At 37.4% G+C, this 17,946-nt stretch carries 16 protein-coding genes; 7 read left to right on the forward strand and 9 right to left on the reverse strand.

The window, feature by feature from the left end:
- Positions 1 to 35 precede the first annotated feature (35 nt).
- Together hldE and OLW01_RS10980 are read right to left on the reverse strand one after the other, a co-directional pair.
- Positions 36 to 1,472: a bifunctional D-glycero-beta-D-manno-heptose-7-phosphate kinase/D-glycero-beta-D-manno-heptose 1-phosphate adenylyltransferase HldE gene (gene hldE / locus OLW01_RS10975; protein ID WP_268076215.1), complete on the reverse strand. Its 1,437-nt coding sequence runs from the start codon at positions 1,470 to 1,472 to the stop codon at positions 36 to 38.
- Between the two features lie 12 nt (positions 1,473 to 1,484).
- A complete protein-coding gene (locus OLW01_RS10980) occupies positions 1,485 to 2,066 on the reverse strand; it encodes a D-sedoheptulose-7-phosphate isomerase (protein WP_268073957.1) in 582 nt (193 codons plus the stop codon).
- Positions 2,067 to 2,273: 207 nt separating this feature from the next.
- On the opposite strand from OLW01_RS10980, the gene OLW01_RS10985 reads away from it, so the two are divergent.
- Positions 2,274 to 3,296, forward strand: a complete 1,023-nt coding sequence (locus OLW01_RS10985; protein WP_268073958.1) for a CDP-glycerol glycerophosphotransferase family protein — start codon at positions 2,274 to 2,276, stop codon at positions 3,294 to 3,296.
- Between the two features lie 281 nt (positions 3,297 to 3,577).
- Here the strand turns inward: OLW01_RS10985 and OLW01_RS10990 are convergent, their stop codons facing one another.
- On the reverse strand, positions 3,578 to 3,979 hold the full coding sequence (locus OLW01_RS10990; RefSeq protein WP_268073959.1) for an FAD synthase family protein: 402 nt from the start codon (positions 3,977 to 3,979) through the stop codon (positions 3,578 to 3,580).
- Between the two features lie 186 nt (positions 3,980 to 4,165).
- Between OLW01_RS10990 and OLW01_RS10995 the strand changes: the two genes are divergently transcribed.
- The 5 genes from OLW01_RS10995 to OLW01_RS11015 all read left to right on the forward strand — a co-directional run bounded on the left by OLW01_RS10995 (position 4,166) and on the right by OLW01_RS11015 (position 8,555).
- Entirely contained in the window at positions 4,166 to 4,582 is a 417-nt protein-coding gene (locus OLW01_RS10995; protein WP_268073960.1) for an FAD synthase family protein, read from the forward strand.
- Between the two features lie 10 nt (positions 4,583 to 4,592).
- Positions 4,593 to 5,186 (forward strand): LicD family protein, encoded by a 594-nt coding sequence (locus OLW01_RS11000; RefSeq protein WP_268073961.1) that lies wholly within the window; start codon positions 4,593 to 4,595, stop codon positions 5,184 to 5,186.
- Positions 5,187 to 5,273: 87 nt separating this feature from the next.
- Complete coding sequence (locus OLW01_RS11005) at positions 5,274 to 6,344, forward strand: CDP-glycerol glycerophosphotransferase family protein (RefSeq protein ID WP_268073962.1); 1,071 nt, start codon at positions 5,274 to 5,276, stop codon at positions 6,342 to 6,344.
- 101 nt (positions 6,345 to 6,445) lie between these two features.
- Positions 6,446 to 7,510 (forward strand): glycosyltransferase, encoded by a 1,065-nt coding sequence (locus OLW01_RS11010; protein WP_268073963.1) that lies wholly within the window; start codon positions 6,446 to 6,448, stop codon positions 7,508 to 7,510.
- A 1-nt stretch (position 7,511) separates the two neighbouring features.
- A complete protein-coding gene (locus tag OLW01_RS11015) occupies positions 7,512 to 8,555 on the forward strand; it encodes a polysialyltransferase family glycosyltransferase (RefSeq protein WP_268073964.1) in 1,044 nt (347 codons plus the stop codon).
- Here OLW01_RS11015 and OLW01_RS11020 read toward each other — a convergent pair.
- Entirely contained in the window at positions 8,532 to 9,629 is a 1,098-nt protein-coding gene (locus OLW01_RS11020; protein WP_268073965.1) for a glycosyltransferase, read from the reverse strand. The genes OLW01_RS11015 and OLW01_RS11020 overlap by 24 nt on opposite strands.
- Positions 9,626 to 10,711 (reverse strand): glycosyltransferase family 9 protein, encoded by a 1,086-nt coding sequence (locus tag OLW01_RS11025; protein ID WP_268073966.1) that lies wholly within the window; start codon positions 10,709 to 10,711, stop codon positions 9,626 to 9,628. The genes OLW01_RS11020 and OLW01_RS11025 overlap by 4 nt, the downstream gene beginning before the upstream one ends.
- A 123-nt stretch (positions 10,712 to 10,834) precedes the next feature.
- Between OLW01_RS11025 and waaA the strand changes: the two genes are divergently transcribed.
- Complete coding sequence (waaA, locus tag OLW01_RS11030) at positions 10,835 to 12,169, forward strand: lipid IV(A) 3-deoxy-D-manno-octulosonic acid transferase (protein ID WP_268073967.1); 1,335 nt, start codon at positions 10,835 to 10,837, stop codon at positions 12,167 to 12,169.
- A gap of 180 nt (positions 12,170 to 12,349) precedes the next feature.
- On the opposite strand, the gene OLW01_RS11035 is transcribed toward waaA, so the two are convergent.
- The 4 genes from OLW01_RS11035 to OLW01_RS11050 form a co-directional block, all read right to left on the reverse strand.
- Positions 12,350 to 13,903, reverse strand: coding sequence for a sensor histidine kinase (locus OLW01_RS11035; protein ID WP_268073968.1), 1,554 nt, complete (start codon positions 13,901 to 13,903; stop codon positions 12,350 to 12,352).
- A gap of 33 nt (positions 13,904 to 13,936) precedes the next feature.
- The gene (locus OLW01_RS11040) at positions 13,937 to 15,109 is read right to left on the reverse strand and encodes a DNA-binding transcriptional regulator (protein ID WP_268073969.1); all 1,173 of its coding nucleotides are present in this window, start codon (positions 15,107 to 15,109) and stop codon (positions 13,937 to 13,939) included.
- Positions 15,110 to 15,627: 518 nt separating this feature from the next.
- The gene (locus OLW01_RS11045; RefSeq protein ID WP_268073970.1) at positions 15,628 to 17,430 is read right to left on the reverse strand and encodes a TIGR03545 family protein; all 1,803 of its coding nucleotides are present in this window, start codon (positions 17,428 to 17,430) and stop codon (positions 15,628 to 15,630) included.
- Positions 17,430 to 17,939 (reverse strand): TIGR03546 family protein, encoded by a 510-nt coding sequence (locus OLW01_RS11050; protein ID WP_268073971.1) that lies wholly within the window; start codon positions 17,937 to 17,939, stop codon positions 17,430 to 17,432. Before OLW01_RS11050 ends, OLW01_RS11045 begins: the two co-directional genes overlap by 1 nt.
- Positions 17,940 to 17,946 lie beyond the last annotated feature (7 nt).

Below are 17,946 nucleotides of genomic sequence, written 5' to 3' on the forward strand. Positions count from 1 at the left end.
ATGCCATTTAAAGCATCTGCTGACCTAAGGTAAAATTAACCGCGAATTTTGTTAATCACATTGGTAGTTGAACAACCATCTACAAAATCAATCACAACGACATCACCTCCGTTTTGCTGAACAAATTCAGCTCCCACGATCGTCTCTATTGTATAATCGCCGCCTTTAACTAATACGTCCGGCTTAACTGATTTAATTAGCTTTAACGGTGTGTCATCGCCCGCTTCGCCAAACGGAATCACCCAATCAACCGACTTGAGTGCGGTCATCACAATTGCTCGTTGTTCCAACGGGTTAACCGGTCTGTCAGCTCCTTTTAATCGACTAATACTGTCATCAGAATTTAAACCTAATACCAGTCTATGACCTAATGCTTTGGCTTTTTCTAAATAGGCGACATGACCTGCATGCAAAATATCAAAACAGCCATTGGTAAAAACAATTTTTTCACCTGCTTGTTTGGCAAATTCAATATGTTGTAACACATCATCAAATGGGCATTGATAATGTGTACCTTGAGTTAATAATTGCTGATTAAATTTAGCGGCTAGCTCTTCAGGTTTTACCGTAGCAGCGCCCAGTTTAGCAACCACAATGCCAGCTGCGAAATTAGCCATTTTAGCCGCGTCAGCTAACGATAACCCAGCCGTTAACATAACAGCCAAAGTAGCAATAACAGTATCACCGGCACCGGTAACATCACTTACTTCAAGCACTTGGGCTGGCATATCGATTTTTTCGTTAGCATCAATCGCCGACATTCCCTGTTCGCTGCGAGTTAATAAAATAGAATCAATCCCGGCGTTAGCAATTAAACGACGTGCAGAGTCAGCAATACTAGTCTCATCAGTTGCATCACCACCGGCCAATTTAAATTCACCTAAATTAGGGGTAATAACAGTCGCGCCGCGGTATAAAGTTAAATCACTTTGTTTAGGATCAACTAAAATAATTTTTCCGGCTTGCTTTGCCGTTTGAATCATTTTTGAAATGTGCGCCAATGAGCCTTTATTATAGTCAGAAAAAATAACAGCTTGATAATCCGCTAAAACAGCTTCAAATTTAGCTTGTAGCTCGGTTGCTTGCTGTAGATTAAACGTTTCTTCAAAATCTAACCGAACAACTTGTTGATGCCGGCTAACGACTCTTAATTTAGTAATAGTGGGTTTGGCATTTTGCTCAACTAACTCTGAATGAATGTTTTCATGTTTTAATAGTTCGGTCAGCCTAGCACCATTTTCATCTTGACCAACAATCCCAAGCAAACCGACCTGTCCGTCTAAATGTGCGATATTGCGAGCAACGTTTGCTGCGCCCCCCACTTTATCATCGGTTTGATTAATTTTAACCACAGGCACAGGCGCTTCAGGCGAAATACGCTGTGAATCACCAATAAAATAACGGTCTAACATCACATCGCCAACCACTAAAACTTTAACTTGCGATAACCGAGAAAACACAGATAAATCAATAGCCACTATTATTTAGTCCTCAATTAATAGATCAAACGCTTCACACACCCAATGTCCCATAAATAAATGCGCTTCTTGAATGCGCGCCGTTTCAGGGTGTTTTACTATAATAGGTAAATTTGCAATCTCTTTTACTTTACCGCCATCTCGACCTGTAAAAGCAACGGTATAAGCACCCACTTCATTGGCAGCCTCTAACGCCAAATTAATATTAGGACTCGTACCAGAGGTAGTTAACCCAATAACCACATCTTTTTCACTGCAAAGCGCTTCTACCTGCCGGCTAAATACCGTATCAAACCCAAAATCATTGGCATGAGCAGTTAAGATTGACGTATCTGTCGTTAACGCAATTGAAGCTAAAGGACGTCGGTTTTTTTTGAATCTTACGACAAACTCAGCGGCTAAGTGCTGGCTATCAGCAGCACTGCCACCATTACCACAAAATACAATTTTGCCGCCGTTTGCCAGAGCTTGCTGACATTTTTCGACCAAAGTTAATAATTCATCTTGATGTACCGAAAGGGTTTTAAACAATTCAAGATGACTAGCAAGGTTTTGCTCAAAGCTTTTTTTCAGAATAGATGTAGACATAGGCAACGACGCTCTTGCAGTTTAAATTAAGATAAGGCATTTAGAATACACTGGTTTGTTATTCGATTGTAGTCATTGCTTTTAAATCTGCACCTCAATTCAATTTTTTGTTTAAAAAACAAGCTTAACTATGAATTAAAAGCGGCTTTGCATTAAGGATAAGCTATGGCATTATGTCGGCCTCAGCGGAAAGAGCAGTCAATAAATATGAAAAAGTACCTATTTTTTATCGCCCAGAATTATTCATTCGAGATCTTAAGACCCCTTCAGCAGCAAATTAAATTAAACGGGGATCAAGTCCTTTGGTTTATTTATGGAAATGAAGTTAATAAAGATTTGTTTAACAAAGACGAAGCTTTTACAGCTAACGCTAGCGAAGCGGTAAACTACCACCCTATCGCCTCGTTTGTTCCTGGAAATATTATTCCCCGTTTTATTCCCGGTATAAAAGTACAAGTATTTCACGGTTTTGAGTGGAAGAAAAAAGGTCACTTTGTGATTAGAGATTGCTTTGATTTATATTGTACACAAGGACCGTTATTTACTAATAAATTTAATCAACTAGCCAAAAAACATCCGTACTTTGATGTAGTTGAAACTGGTTGGCCTAAGCTAGATCCTTTGTTTAAAACATCGCCTTTACCAGTTAATAACCCAGAATTACCTTGCATTTTATACGCGCCTACCTTTTCACCGGCACTCACCAGCGCGCCAGATTTATTTGAAGAAATAATCCAGTTAAGCCATACCCAAAATTGGCAATGGATTGTTAAATTTCACCCAAAAATGGATAAAAATTGGATTGAAAAATTTACCGCCGCAGCACATGATAAACTGCAAATAATAGAAACAGCTGAAATAGCACCGGTGTTACATGCAGCCGATGTTATTTTATCTGACACATCCTCTATCATTACTGAGTTTATGTTACTGAGCAAACCAGCTGTGACCTATAAAAATGCTCAACCCGAACCTGAATTAATGGATTTTACTGAGCCAAAACAGTTAAAAAGCGAACTCAGCCAAGCGTTAGAGCCAAATGCACAACTTATTGAACAAATTAATCAATACACAGCGCAAATGCATCCGTATCAAGATGGTTTATCGTCACAAAGAATCTTAACCGCAGTGGATGACATTGTAGAAAAAGGTAAACGAGCCCGCAAAAAATTACCCCTTAATTTAGTCCGTAATTTTAAAATGCGCAAAAAGATGAAATATTGGAAGTAAAAGTTAATTTAGAAATGGGTATTAAGATTTAGCATGTTTCATGTTTAATTATCATTTTAGTGGCGAAAACATGTGCATTTAGTAAGGAAACCAATAACGAGACTGTGCTTTCTAAGCTACGCCCATTTTGCTTTGTTAACCGTTTAAATAGCCCAGTGCTTAAAAATGAGATAAAAATCCCCCAAAAACGGGCATTGCTAAAACTGCTAAAACTGCAAAAAACATAAAAAAGCCAAACACCAAATAAAATCGGTACTCGGTCGTTATGAATTATGTCTTGTTTATTCTGGGCGAGATTTCACAACTTCAATAATTTCAGTGGTGGAAATTGAAGGCGTACGAGGCAAATAAACCACTTCACACACATCTTTAAAGCAGTCAAATTTACCTGCCCAATCGTCTCCCATCACTAACACATCAGCTTTGTGCTCAATTAAATATTCACGCTTTAAATCAAGCGAGTGCTCGGCAAAAACCTGATCAACACATTTAAGTGAACTGATAATTTTCATCCTGTCTGCTTCACTATACACAGGATAGCGCTGTTTTTTAGAATAATTTAAAGCATCGGTCGATACACCAACTATTAAATAATTACCAAGCTTTGCAGCTCTTTCTAAAATATTAATATGGCCAACGTGAAAGACATCAAATGTGCCAAAAGTTATGATACGCTTTTGCAAGAGAACTCCGTTCTTCAACCTAAATGAAAGAAAACATTCAAAGTAGTTTCAATACCAACTATCTGGTATTATTTATGCTTATGTTTTTTCAACAAAAAGAAAACGAGCGAACTATAGCACTGTTCTAAAGCAAACCCAAAGCTCACGGTTGCTATACGTAAATAAATAATAATGATAGGTTTAAATTTGAACAAGCTAATTGGATATACAACAGGGGTATTTGACCTGTTTCATATTGGACACTTAAATGTATTACGCCGCGCAAAAATGGAATGCGACTACTTAATCGTTGGGGTAACAACCGATGAGCTATCATTTTCGCGAAAAAATAAAAAACCGATAGTTCCGTTTGAAGAAAGAATGTCGATAGTAGAATCAATTCGGTTTGTAGACGAAGTTGTACCACAAACACATATGGACAAAATTCAAGCATGGAATAACTTAAAATTTGATCGCATGTTTGTGGGTAGTGATTGGAAAGGCAGTGATTCATGGAACAAACTTGAGGCTGAATTTGCCACCAGAGGCGTTGAAATCGTTTATTTCCCTTATACTGATCATACCTCAAGCACTTTTCTGCGTTCAGTTTTAGAAAAAATCTAACAGGAAAAACATGGCCGGACATCATAAATTGGTTGGAAAAGTAGCCGAAGACGCCTTAAAAATGCTTTCAAATGTTGGTAGCGTATTTAACCAAAATAAAGTGGATTATTGCTTAGAAGGTGGAACGTTATTAGGTATCGTAAGAGAAAATAGGTTGCTGCCTTGGGATGACGATATGGATCTCACTATTACAGAGCATCAAATCCCTAACTTAAAGCAAGCGCTTAAAGCATTGCCTAAAAAATACCGAGTTCGTAAACGATATTATTTTACCAACTACAAAGCCATCAAAGAAGGAAACTTACGCCTTATTCGAATCAGCAATCGAAAATGGTTCTTTTTCAAAGGTAAAGTTCGTATGGATATTTTTGTAAAATACAGCGATCAAGAAAATTATTACTGGACTGTTGGCGGCAAAAATAACTTTGTAATAAAAAGTATCCCAAAGCGTTTTTATGATAAAACTGAAGCTTATGAATTTAATAAGCAGAAATATTTGGTGCCGCAAAACTATACTCAATATTTAACCTTGAGATATGGTGACTGGCAAAAACCAGTAAAAGAATGGGATTGCTTAAATGATGATAATGCTAAAATAAATTAGCTGGTTGAGACCGTATCAAAGGTTTATATTTAAGATCCCTAATCAACCAACAGGCTTTAAGATTTAACAAACAAGAATAAATACCAAATGAAAATCATTTTTGACACGCTTAACATATACTACCTTCCTCAGTATTTGCCTATATGCGATGTGCTCACTAAAAAAGGGCATAAATGTATTTTTGTTTGTTATCGGAGCAAAAATAGCGAAAAGGACTTTAGTCAATCACTCAACTTGCCAATTAAATGGGTGAATGATACATCCGAAGCCCGGGATTTTTATGTTTCGGAAAAAGCTGACTGGATCTTTTTTGGTAACGCCTTTAGCCATTTAGAACAAATTCATGCTGTGTCAAAAACAGTTCAACTCGGTCATGGGGTAGGACCTAAACCAAGTTATTATCATAAGTCCAGAACCCCAATGACCGTTAGGTTTATTGAAGGCGCAATGCGACTGGAAAAAATCAAAAAATTATATCCTAAGGATAATTTTGTTCAAGTGGGGTTTTCTAAACTTGACCCTTTGTTTACTGGAGCCGAAACCGGCTTAGATATCGCAAAGCTAGGCTTAGACTCTAGTAAACAAACAATATTATATGCTCCAACTTTTAACCCTAGTTCACTCGAACGCTTTCCCGATAATTGGCCAAAAGACTTTCAACAATACAATATTCTGATAAAGCCTCACACTTTTACCTATACAAAAAAATACTATAAAAAACAGCGCCAAAAACTTGCTAAATGGGATAAATTTACTAATACCTATGTTGCACAGCCATCTGATATTTCACTCCTGCCTTTTATGGCGAGCGCGGATATATTGCTAAGTGAAGCCTCTTCTACCCTATTTGAGTTTGTAGCGCTAGATAAGCCTGTTATTGTATGTGATTTTTATAAACTAAAATGGTCATATAGAGGCATTTTCAAATATAGGTTTGAACGCAGATTTGGCAAAGATAACGTTATCTATAAGGACATAGGAACACATGCTCAATCCTATAAAGCGTTAAAAAATGCAATTCCGCACGAGCTAAAAAATCCAGAACTTTGCAGAGCTCAGCGAAAACAGTATACCGCTGAACATGTAGGACCTACTGATGGCTTAACATCAGAGCGTATCGTTGATTACCTCGAAAAATTTAGCGACCCTCAACCCTGAAAATATTTAATTTACTAACTGATAAAAATCTAACCCAGATGTCATTCGTTTGTCATATTGTTTAGGCAAATTAATACCATTTCTGGGTATAACATTGATTTATGCACATTGCGGTTTGTATTAATACGTTGTCTGTTGGTGGTGCTGAAAAAGCTGCTATCAATTTAGTTGAATCTTTACTTAAAGCTGGTCATCAAGCTCATTTAATTGTGTTGCACAAACATGGTCAGTATCAGTTACCAAAAAACTTTCCAGTCACTTTTATCCATCATAAAAAAAGATTAAAACTTCCACTATTTCGACGCCAGCGAATGGCAAAAAAATTAACCCGCACATTAAAAAAGCTAGCAATTTCTTTTGATTTAATTTTATCCAATTTACATCATTGCAATCAGGTTTTGTCTAAAACTAAATTGGATAATATCTGGTATATCATTCATAGCCCGCTATCGCGTGAACTTAAATACTCAACCCAACCTGAAAAACATTTAAAACAAAAAATAAAAATTTATGATGGGCAAAAATTAATTGCAGTCAGCCACTCTATTGCCGATGACATACGCGACAATGCACTGATTGCGCCACAGCAACTCACCGTTATTCACAACGCATATGATATAGATAAAATTACTCAGCTCGCGACAGCGGCCCCTGACAATTTGCCCCAAACCCCTTATTATTTGTTTGTTGCTCGCTTTTCACCTGAAAAACGTTTTGATATTGCGTTTAGTGCATTTTCACAATTTCAGTCAAATGTGAAATTAGTGGTTTTGACCAATGATCAACAAGCTGTATTAACAATGGCTGCACAGTACCAATTGACTGAACGCATTATTTGTCCTGGTTTTACCCAAAACCCTTACCCATGGTTCAAACAAGCTAAACTGCTATTTAATTGCTCTGATTATGAAGGCTTTCCAAACACCTTTGTAGAAGCACTCATTTTAAATACCCCAGTCATCAGTTTTAAATTTGATAACAAAATACCTGAGGCCTTAACTGGTAAATTAGAAAACTGGGTGGTTGCAAGTAATACAGCACAAGCCTTAACCGAAAAATTCTATCAAGCAGAGCAGCACCAATTTAGCAATATTAACGCTGATATTTTGCCCAAGGTGTGTGCTGAATATGTCATTAAACAAATAGAATCACTTAAATCGTCATAATATGAAACCGACCCAATTTTATTTTGCATCAACACCACTGAATATTTTATTAGCTTGTTCAATCGCAAAAGCGAATCAAGTGCCAAATCGCCAAGCCGTTTTATTGTTAATAGATCAAACCTTAAATGAAACGCAAAACCTATATTATCAGGCCATTTTAAAATGGCCTGATTCACCATTCACACAGGTGTTTATTCTTTCGTTTAAACAAAAATCTTTATTAAACAAAATAGCCTACCGAAAACAAGTATTACAGCAAATTAATACGTTAATTTTACAATATCAACCTTGTCAGCTATTCACGGGTAATGATCGTCGTATCGAGTTTCAGTATGCGCATAGTTTAATGTTGAAAAAAAAGCCTCAAGCTTTTTCAACTTATTATGAAGATGGCTTGTTTAGCTATTTACCACGCAAAGCTAAATGGATAGAAAATTGGATAAGCAGACCGGTTAACCGTTTAGTCTACGGCAATTGGCGAGAGTTACCTGAAAGTGCAGGTTTTTCAAGCAAAATAAATCAAGTCTACGCGGCATTTCCTGACCTGATATGTTCAGAACTAAAACAAAAAAAAGTAGTTAAATTACCTAATAACTTTGCCTCTAAGCCGATGCAGGCGCTTGCTTGTCAGTTATTAAATTTAAATCAGCACATGAGCCAAGCCATCGAATTACAAGATTGCGCTATGGTGCTTATATTGCCACACGAATCTAATTACCAAAATATTGACCGTTATAAACAAAAAATAATGGCATTATTGCCAGCAAAACATAAGCCTGTACTCATCAAATATCATCCCAGAAATACCACCACAGATGCACTAAATTTGGCCCAATTACCTCAAATCACCTTGTTAAATCCGCTGATTCCATTTGAGTTTTACCTGCCTTATTTTAAACAAACAAAAATTGTAGGCGACCTGTCGGCAGCATTACTCACTAGTAAATGGTTAAGACCCGAACTTGAAGTAGCCTGTATAACACCGGCAAAAGATGACCGGCGTAGTCAACTTTATAAACAGTTAGGCATCCAATTTTTGGTATAAATTAAGATATTGATTCGCCATCGCCTGAATTGAAAACTCATTCAACATTTTTTCTCTTGCCTGTTTAGCCAGTTGAAGCCTTAAATTAGGATTACAAATTAATGTTTCGATGGCACTTTGCAGCGCTTGGACATCCCCAGCAGGTACAAGCAAGCCATTAACCTTGTCTTTTATGGCCTCCGGAATACCACCTACCGCGCTGGCAATAACAGGCGTTTCACACGCACAAGCCTGTAATAAAGAAACGCCTAAACCTTCCATATAAGCTGGATGAACCAGTACATCTAAATTGGGTAATACCTGCTCAAGATCAGCTCTAAATCCTGAAAAATAAACGGCTTGTTGTAAATCTAACTCAGCTACTTTATTTTTTAAATGCTGGGCTTGAGGGCCGCGTCCCAACACCAAAACTTTAATCTGCGGGTAGCTTTTGAGCAATTCTTTCAGCGCATTAAATAAAACTAAGTGACCTTTACGTTCGATGAGCTGCGCCACAATACCTATTACAAAATGCTCAGCTTGAACATTAAATGTATCTGTAAACCACGCAGAATTTTGAATAGGTTGATAGTGCTCTGTATCAACTACGCTACGAACTGTTTTAACTTGATTAGGACTCAACCCTTGGTTTAATAAAACTTGGCGTATACCATCCGATATTGCAACGGTTTGATTAAATAGCCTGTATTTAATTTTACACCACCAGCGAGATTCTGGATTATCGACCCGCCGGGTTAAAATACTGGGAATGTTTAGCATTTTCGCAGCTAAACCGCCATAAATATCCGCTCCGCGGCGGCTATGAATATGTAATATATCGGCTTTTTCTTGCGCTAAAATCCGCTTCACTTTCCACGTTAAACCAATATCCAAATCGCCTTTCATTTTAATTGGAATTATCTTGCACCCGTTATGTTTAGAAAAATGCTCTGCAACTTCTGAACCCAGCGGGCAAATCACAATATTATTAACATTTACATTGTTTTTTAGCGCACCCAATAAATAAGCGACTTGCAGCGCCCCACCATACAAATGACGCCCTGCTTCAATATGCACCACGGTTATTTTTTTCATGACACTTTTTCTTTTATCACATACTTAGCTTGTTGCCATACCATGTCTGGTGTCACTTGCCACATACAAGTAAAAGCGCCATCACAAATTGGGGTTCTTCTGCATGGCGCACAAGCTTGCTTTTTATAAACAACTTTTGCCGTTTCACATTGGGTATCTGTATATGGAAACGTAGACCCAAAAATTGCCAAAGTAGGCGTTTTTTGGGCAATTCCCATATGTGTTAAGCCAGTATCAACTCCTATTAATAGATTTGCTTGTTTAATAACGCTAGCGGCTTGTTTAAGCGAAGTTTTACCAGTTAAGTTTAGCACTGTATTGGTGTGGCTAATTTGTCTGGATAAACGCTCAGCGTGAGCTGCATCGCTTGGTCCGCCTAAAATAACAACAGGCCAATTTAATTCAGCAAAACGTTTTGCCAATGCCAGCCAATATTGATCAATCCAATGCTTTTGTGCTCGAGTGGTAAAAGGACAAAAAACAACAAATTTTTGCTGATTTTCATATCCTTGAGCTTGCAATATTGAGTTAGCTGCCTCTGATTCTGATTCAGAAACCGGCATCGACATTTCAAAATTTTGAGTATATAAACCCAAGTACTCCGCCATGTCCTGATATTCAGAACACATTCTGGGATCATCCGCTACTCGCTTAACGCATTCTGTCATTAACCATTGACTTGCTTCTTTAGAGCCTAATCCTATTCTGCGTTTAGCTCGACTCAGCCATGCCCAAATGCCACTTTTTAATAATCCTTGTAAATCAATTGCCCAATCGATTTTTTGCTGTTTAAGCTCGCGAATAAACAAATTAACGGCTTGGTATAAAGCCCTATATTGTTTTTGTTGCTTTAACGCCCGCCATTGCGCCCTAGGTAAAATGATTAACTTATCAATTAATGGGTGATCGCTTAATAAACTAGCGGCAGCTGGCTCAGCAAGCCAAACTAATCTGCTATTTGGATATTTTGATTTAAGCGCAGGCAAAATAGCTGATGCCATAATCACATCACCTATCGCGCTTAAACGAATAATTAAAATGGTATTGGGCATAGTATTAGCCGCGGCTTGTGTTGATTCCATTTTCGGCTTTTGATTTAAATGACAATGTCGTCAAAAATACTTCATCTTTATTTCACCTAAATGACACCCAGCCCGAATAAATTGGCTTTAATCAAATACAAAAGCTAAATAACGGGCGAAATAATGACTCATTTTATTTACAACCAACTGATGCGAATTTTATTGCCGTTAATGCTATTAAGGTTAAAACGAAAATCACGTAAACAAGCCGAATACGGTTTTAGGTGGGATGAAAGGCTAGCCAAAAAAACACTTAAAGTAGAAGCTCACGGTGTGTTGTTTCATTTAGCGTCGCTGGGTGAAACTATTGCCGCTACCCCTGTAATTAAAGCCTTTATTAAGCGTCATCCTAATGTGCCAATTACTATTACCAGCACAACCCCCACAGGCTCTGAGCAAATACAAAAAACATTCCGTCATAATGTCACTCATTGCTATATGCCATTTGACTTACCTATTATTCAACGCCGTTTTATTCAGCAAATTAAACCCAGTTTACTTGTGTTAATGGAAACAGAACTTTGGCCTAATTTAATTCATCATACAAAAAAGCAAAATGGCAGAGTACTTGTTATGAATGCGCGTTTATCTGAGCGCAGTGCAAAAGGTTATCAAAAACTGGCAAAGCTTAGCCAAGCTATGATGCAAAATATCGATTTAGTTTGCGCTCAATTTAACGCCGATGCTGAACGATTTAAACAACTTGGCTGTACCGATACAAAGATAAAAATAACAGGTAATATTAAGTTTGATACACAAGCAAAACCGCAATTGGTAAAGATAGCTCAAACATTAAAGCTTAGTTGGCAACTGACAGAGAGACCTGTTTATTTAGCAGCCAGTACCCATCAAGGGGAAGAGTCGCAAATTTTAGCCGCTCACCAACAAGTGTTATTGACCCACCCCAACGCGTTATTAATTTTAGTACCGCGTCATCCGGAGCGGTTTGAACTTGTTGCCAATGACACTCGCTTGCAATTTAATATTGAAAAACGGAGCGAATTATCAAACACACAAGCTATTAAAACCAATACACAGGTTTTAATAGGTGATACTTTAGGTGAAATGGATTTATACATTGGCTTGGCAAACTTTGTATTTATTGGCGGCAGTTTAGTGGCGCGAGGCGGGCATAATCCGTTTGAAGCCGCTTGTCAGCATAAAGCGATTATCACCGGTGATCAGGTGTTTAATTTTGCGGATAGCTACAAATGCTTATTTGAACAAAAAGCAGCGGTATTGGTTCAACATAGCCATGATTTAGCGGTTCAAATTGATCGCTTAATAACAGACAAAACTTATAAACAAACCTTGGCAGACAATGCATATCAATGCCAAAAGCAATTCCAAGGTGCTCAACAACTCAGCCTTAATTTACTCAGTCAGCAATTTACTTTAGCGCTGCAAAGTAAAAATACATCTGCTGCCTACCCGTTAGGCTATAGCAGTCCGGTGTAATTTATTACCTCGCTGAGAATAAGATTTTAATCGCCATTTAGTACTCTCTTATCTAGTACTCTCTCATCTAATATGCAATGTATGTAGCTCGGTTTACTAAAGTATTAACCGGGCTAGCGCATTAGCTGGGTTATGGGCCAAATGGGCATAAGCTAAAATACATATCAGAAAGCGCTTTAATTACAATGGCAACCTAAGCTTAAACTCACTGCCCTCACCCAATTCACTAACAACAGTAATTTCGCCACCTAGCAACAGAGCAAATTTTTGACTAATAGCTAAACCAAGGCCTGTTCCATCTTTTGTTTTATCTTTATCGTCATGAATTTTTGAACGGGTCACTTGTCTAAATTCATCAAAAATATCATTGAGTTTAGTTTTATTAATGCCACAACCCGTATCTATAACTTCAAGATAAAAATTTGTTTGGTCACAGTAATAATCAATACTAATAGTGCCTTGTTTGGTAAATTTACAAGCATTACTTAATAAATTAATCACAATTTGAACTAGCATGTTTTGATCTGTTTCAATAAATAATTCGGTTTGATTTTGAGGGCCTACTAATAAATTTTGATGTTTACCCGTTAATGGCGCAATCGCATCTATCGCCGATTGAATAATGGGTTTAACTTCAACGACGCCCAAGTTAATGTCCATACGGCCCGCTTCTACTTTCGAAATATCTAAAATATCATTAATTAACAAAAGTAACCGTTCTGAGCTTTGCTGGGCTTTATTTAAATCAACCAAATAATCATTTTCGCCATCCAGTTCTAACTCCTCCTTTACCAAATCAATATAACCAATGATCGACTGCATAGGGGTTCTTAATTCATGCGTTACGTTGGCTAAGAAAGTCGATTTGTGCCGAGAGGCAGTTAACGCCGCATCGCGTGCACGCTCTAAAGCCTGAGTTCGCGATACTACTTCTTGTTCAAGTTGTTCACTATAGGTTCGAAGCGTCTCTTCTTGAAGATCTTGTGCGGTGATCATTGCATTATAGGCTTTTGCCATTTTTCTAATTTCTAGCGGCCCTTCTTCGGTCGACAATAAATGCATGCCTGTTTGCTTAGATTCCACCATTAAATCTGATAAGCGATCAATGGGTTTGATGAGCCGGTTCACGGTAATATTAATCAACCCAATTAAAAAAATTGATGTAATAGAACCAATTGAAAAAGTCGCTAAAAAAATGTCAATTCGGGTATCGATTAAGCTTTGTTTGCTAATTTTTAATACCACCCGACCCACTATTTTTTCTGGACGAGCGGTATTATCAAGCTCAATTTGTTGATCAAATTGATTAACAGCTTGCCAATATAAAAAATGATTTGGAGTTTCGAGCATTTGGACTTTATGAATCGATGGTTCGTCTAACACATGTTGAAAAATAAAATTAGATTCAATATTTTGGTTAGCTAAAGTTTGACCATCACCATTAATAATAGCGCCCCCAATAATAGACCCATTACCAATTAATTGTTGAATTACATTTTTGGCATCTTGGTGATTACGGGTTGATAACGCTAAAGCGGCTAACTCAGATAATGCTTGGAGCTCTTCGACTGCGTCGGTCGTGATAATTTGCTTTACTTTATAATTGGTTACCCAAGCTGTTAGCAAACTTCCAAATAAACTTAAAAGGATAATACCAATGATCGTCGTGCTAAGTATTTGCCGACGAATACTGGCTGTAGAGCCAAAAACAGAATTAACAAATAACCTTTTCATAGGCTGCTTAGCCCAACTCAATACAAGCAACCACTATACAAACCTTTCTCTGTATTGAGTGGGTGTTAGCTGAGTTTGCTTTTTAAATACCATAATCATGTATTGCACTGTGTTATAGCCAGTTTTTTCAGAAATATCACTCAAGGTTAAATTGGTTTGCAACAATAGCTGTTTTACCTTCGCTAATTGCACTTTAACAATCTCTTGATGGATAGAGCTATTTAAGTGTGCTCTAAAGCGGTTTTCTACATTGGCCCGAGACAACTTTAAATGGCGTAAAACATGAGTCGCTTGAATGCCATCACAAGCATGCTGTTTAATATAACTGATAGCATCTTTAACCACTTGATCAGATACCGCAAAATGATCGGTTGAAGCATTCTGTACAATCCCAATGGGTTCAACCACCTGCACCATAGGCTCAACGGTTTTGTTATTGAACTGTTGATCTAATAATTGCGCTGCTAAAAATCCCATGTATTCAGAGCCTTGACGAACACTACTTAACCTATGTCCGGTTAATACGTTAACGATGTCATCGTCATCAACTCCCAAAATGGCCACTTGATCGGGAATTTTAAGCTCAGCGGAACGACAAGCTTCAATTAATTGCCGGGCTCGGGTGTCGGTAGCCGCAAAAATAGCAACCGGCTTAGGTAGCTCTACCAACCATTCTTCAAGCTGGTTCATCGCTTTTGTCCAATTTCGATAGCTACTTAGAAAGCCATGGTAAATATGAGGCGCGGGTGTCTCTTTTGCTAGCTCGTTGTGCCAATGAATAAAAGACGATTCACGCTCTCGTGACCAATGATTGTCTGGCCGGTCAGGCACACCGTAAAATGCCATATTATGATAACCAAGTGATAAAAAGTGCTCTACCGCCAATTTTGAGATCAAATGATTATTAGTCGCGACATAAGGAATATTATTTGGATACAGGCTAGCATCTTGATAAGAGCCACCAATCCCAACCGCTTTAACTGACTGATTTTTTACATACTCGATAATGTTTGGATCATCAAAGTCAGCAATAATGCCATCCCCTTGCCAATATTTAATTTTTTCTAGATGGATTAGGTAATCTTCTTCTAAATAAAGATCCCATTCAATTCCTTGCTGCATATAACGTGCAATCCCTGAAATGATCTTGCGATCATAGGCCTTGCTTGCATTAAATAGTATGGCTATTCTTTTTTTTTGTTTCATTAGATTCCACTAATAGGGACTATTGATTGGCAGCCTGGTTTGTTGGCTAGCATATAAATATAACAACACACTAAGCAACTTACTTTAATATACTATAACAAGATTATAAAATAGCATAAAAATATTACCAAGTTTTGTCGCCAACCTGAAGTTCAGATAAAGAATTAGTTAAGATATTAGGGATATAGGCTTGGCTTATATAGAGGGCAATTGTGCCTCAACAATCAAGACGCTATTTATTATCCAAACCTCAATGTGTTTAACTTATCTATAAAAATCTACAAAAACAAAAAAGCAGCTTATAAAGTAACGCCATTAAATGAAATCACCCTAAAGCTGCTTTTATCGTTTTATTTTAGGTTATAAAGTAAAAATAGAAGTTAACATGTCTAGCCTAAATTTACGTTAACTAATCTTATAGCTCTACGTCCCCATCCATGGGGTTGTATGCAAGTGAATTTAGCTCAGTCCCCGTGAAAAAGGGCCGTTTGAAACATATTCATTAAATCGAGTTGAGGTTAACTGCCAAATAAGCCTTTTAGTTTATCTTTTACTTTGTCTTTGGCTTTATCTTTCGCTTTTTCTTTTTCTTGCTCAACAACTGATTTTAACTGCGTATCCAGTAAATTATTGAGCGTACCATCAGCATCATTTAACCAGTCATCCAAGTTAGCGATTTGGCTCGCTTGGTCATCCGATAACTTTAAGGTAGTCGCCACCTTTTCGTTTAGCTTAGTTTGTAACTCGGCTTTTAATTCAGTCACTTTTTCATCAACTTGCTGAGTAACACTACCTTTAATTATATCATCAACTTGTGAGCTAATATGCCATTTAGGCAATAGCACATTGCCGACTAAATCAATTTCAGCTGGGATTGTGCCAGCATCATTTAATGCCTGTACAATTTTTCTCTGCCAGCTTTTAGACGCATCCGTTACGAAAACAGGGTTAAGTAAATCTAATTTAATCACAGCATCAAGATCAAAATTATTCAATTTAAATTTACCGTCAGCCATTAATTTAGCCGCAGCCAAAGCAAGCGCCGATTTGGCGTTTTCTGCTAACGCTGTTTCATCCACTTGCTCAGCCCCAATTTGAAATTGCTCTAATAGCCATTGGCCTTCACTTAGTAAGTTGCCATCTTTAGCTTTGAAAAAATCAACTTTACCGCTAATTTGGCCATCACCTCGCAACTGGTTTGAGCTAACTTCAATTAAACTCGGTTGATTGCGTTTCCAGTGCTGAGTGTTAATTTCAGACAAATCTAAACTAAATTGGCCCTGGGGAGTATTTACACTCACTAAACCGGTTTTGATTAACCAATCGGGTTGTGGATCTTGCTCAGAAAAATGAATATATTGACCTAAATCAACAATAGCTTCGTCTTCCCCTTTTGGCTCTGACTGTAAAAATGGCTTGAGCATTTGATATATATCCATACCTTGGTTGTAATACTCTCGGCCTTTTTCACCAAAAATAATATGGGCAACATCTTCAGCTTCAAAAGTATCTAACTGATATTTAGTTTTAACCGCTTGCCAATCTTGATCAGGTGCTTGTTTTAGCTCTGTCACTGCTAAATCGATATTGTCTTTACTATTTTTAAGGGTATCTTTTGCATTTTCAATTTGCTGCTTATCCGCTTTAATTTGCTTTTTCAGTTCATCTAAACGCGCTTTAAGTTTGACTAAATCTTCTGCATTTTCAATTTTGGTATCTTGAATTTCTTTAACTTTAGTTTTGTAAAAATCCAGTTTTTCTTCATCTGGTAAATTGTCTTTAAGCTCAGTTAACTGCGCTTTTTCGGCATTATAAACTTGTTGAAGCTGCTCCGCTTTTTCAACAGTAATTAAATTAGAATCTTCTAATAACTGCTTTATATCTGGCATTTCAACTTCTTTAACCTGTTGAACTGTCTCATCTAACGAGCCTTTACCGTCTTCAGCAGAGCGATAAACTTCGCCAACGCTTTCACGTTTAGCACCAAATTCTAATTCAGCTAGCCTAATATCTTCGATGATCACTTTACCCAACATATATTGCCAAAGGTTAAGCTCAGCTTTAGCTTGCTTAAATTGCATTGCATTGTATTCAGGTTCATTTGGGTCTGTTGCCTGAAAGCCAACAATATCTAAAGTAAAAGGTGACCAATTAACGTTTACTTCTTCCACGTTCACTTCGGCGCCCATATACCAGCCACCGCCTTGCTCTATACCAGTTTTAATTAACCAGCCGGCTAATATATAAATGAAACCAGCAATTAAAGCTAAAAACGCAATCAGTCCTAACAACCCTTGCCAACGTAAATACTTCTTCATCATTAAGCTCCTTGCAGTGAGTTGTAAATTTTATAAACTTTTGAGGCTTTCAACATTTGCACTAATCTAAGTTTCAAAATAAAAGCCATAATGTGAGTTCGATACTCAGCAATTAAAAAGTTAAGAATAAAAACGAGGGGGAAAAATAACACCAGCGAAACCAACAAAGCCCCTAAAGTAGTAGTATGGTGAAAATGAGCCAAACGCATAAAGCTAAATTGATACAACGCATCCCAAGTGCTTTCTAAAGCTGGCAAGGTTAATAAGTATTGACCTAGACTTGCAAATAAGGGGGCGAATAATAAACCTAAAATACTAAACAGAGTCCAGCCGACAAAAAATGATCCTAAATGTACTCTAACTAAAAACGCTATTAGCAAAATCAATAAGTTATGCAAGCTAAGTAGCGGCGTTAAACCAATAATCATACCCAACGCAATGGCGTAGCTGATTTGTTTAGGGGAGTCTTCGGAGTTGAGCGCAATAAAGAGTTTGGCTATTAAAGTAAACATATTAAAT

Origin of the sequence: Catenovulum adriaticum (assembly GCF_026725475.1) — a bacterium.
GTDB lineage: Bacteria > Pseudomonadota > Gammaproteobacteria > Enterobacterales > Alteromonadaceae > Catenovulum > Catenovulum adriaticum.

Bases quoted from the DNA above. Each gene is read 5' to 3' on its own strand.
- OLW01_RS11000 (WP_268073961.1), top strand. From the start codon at position 4,593: ATGGCCGGACATCATAAATTGGTTGGAAAAGTAGCCGAAGACGCCTTA.
- OLW01_RS11025 (WP_268073966.1), bottom strand. From the start codon at position 10,711: ATGGAATCAACACAAGCCGCGGCTAATACTATGCCCAATACCATTTTA.
- OLW01_RS11010 (WP_268073963.1), top strand. From the start codon at position 6,446: ATGCACATTGCGGTTTGTATTAATACGTTGTCTGTTGGTGGTGCTGAA.
- OLW01_RS11005 (WP_268073962.1), top strand. From the start codon at position 5,274: ATGAAAATCATTTTTGACACGCTTAACATATACTACCTTCCTCAGTAT.
- waaA (WP_268073967.1), top strand. From the start codon at position 10,835: ATGACTCATTTTATTTACAACCAACTGATGCGAATTTTATTGCCGTTA.
- OLW01_RS10985 (WP_268073958.1), top strand. From the start codon at position 2,274: ATGAAAAAGTACCTATTTTTTATCGCCCAGAATTATTCATTCGAGATC.
- OLW01_RS11045 (WP_268073970.1), bottom strand. From the start codon at position 17,430: ATGATGAAGAAGTATTTACGTTGGCAAGGGTTGTTAGGACTGATTGCG.
- OLW01_RS11020 (WP_268073965.1), bottom strand. From the start codon at position 9,629: ATGAAAAAAATAACCGTGGTGCATATTGAAGCAGGGCGTCATTTGTAT.
- OLW01_RS11035 (WP_268073968.1), bottom strand. From the start codon at position 13,903: ATGAAAAGGTTATTTGTTAATTCTGTTTTTGGCTCTACAGCCAGTATT.
- OLW01_RS11015 (WP_268073964.1), top strand. From the start codon at position 7,512: ATGAAACCGACCCAATTTTATTTTGCATCAACACCACTGAATATTTTA.
- OLW01_RS11040 (WP_268073969.1), bottom strand. From the start codon at position 15,109: ATGAAACAAAAAAAAAGAATAGCCATACTATTTAATGCAAGCAAGGCC.
- OLW01_RS11050 (WP_268073971.1), bottom strand. From the start codon at position 17,939: ATGTTTACTTTAATAGCCAAACTCTTTATTGCGCTCAACTCCGAAGAC.
- OLW01_RS10980 (WP_268073957.1), bottom strand. From the start codon at position 2,066: ATGTCTACATCTATTCTGAAAAAAAGCTTTGAGCAAAACCTTGCTAGT.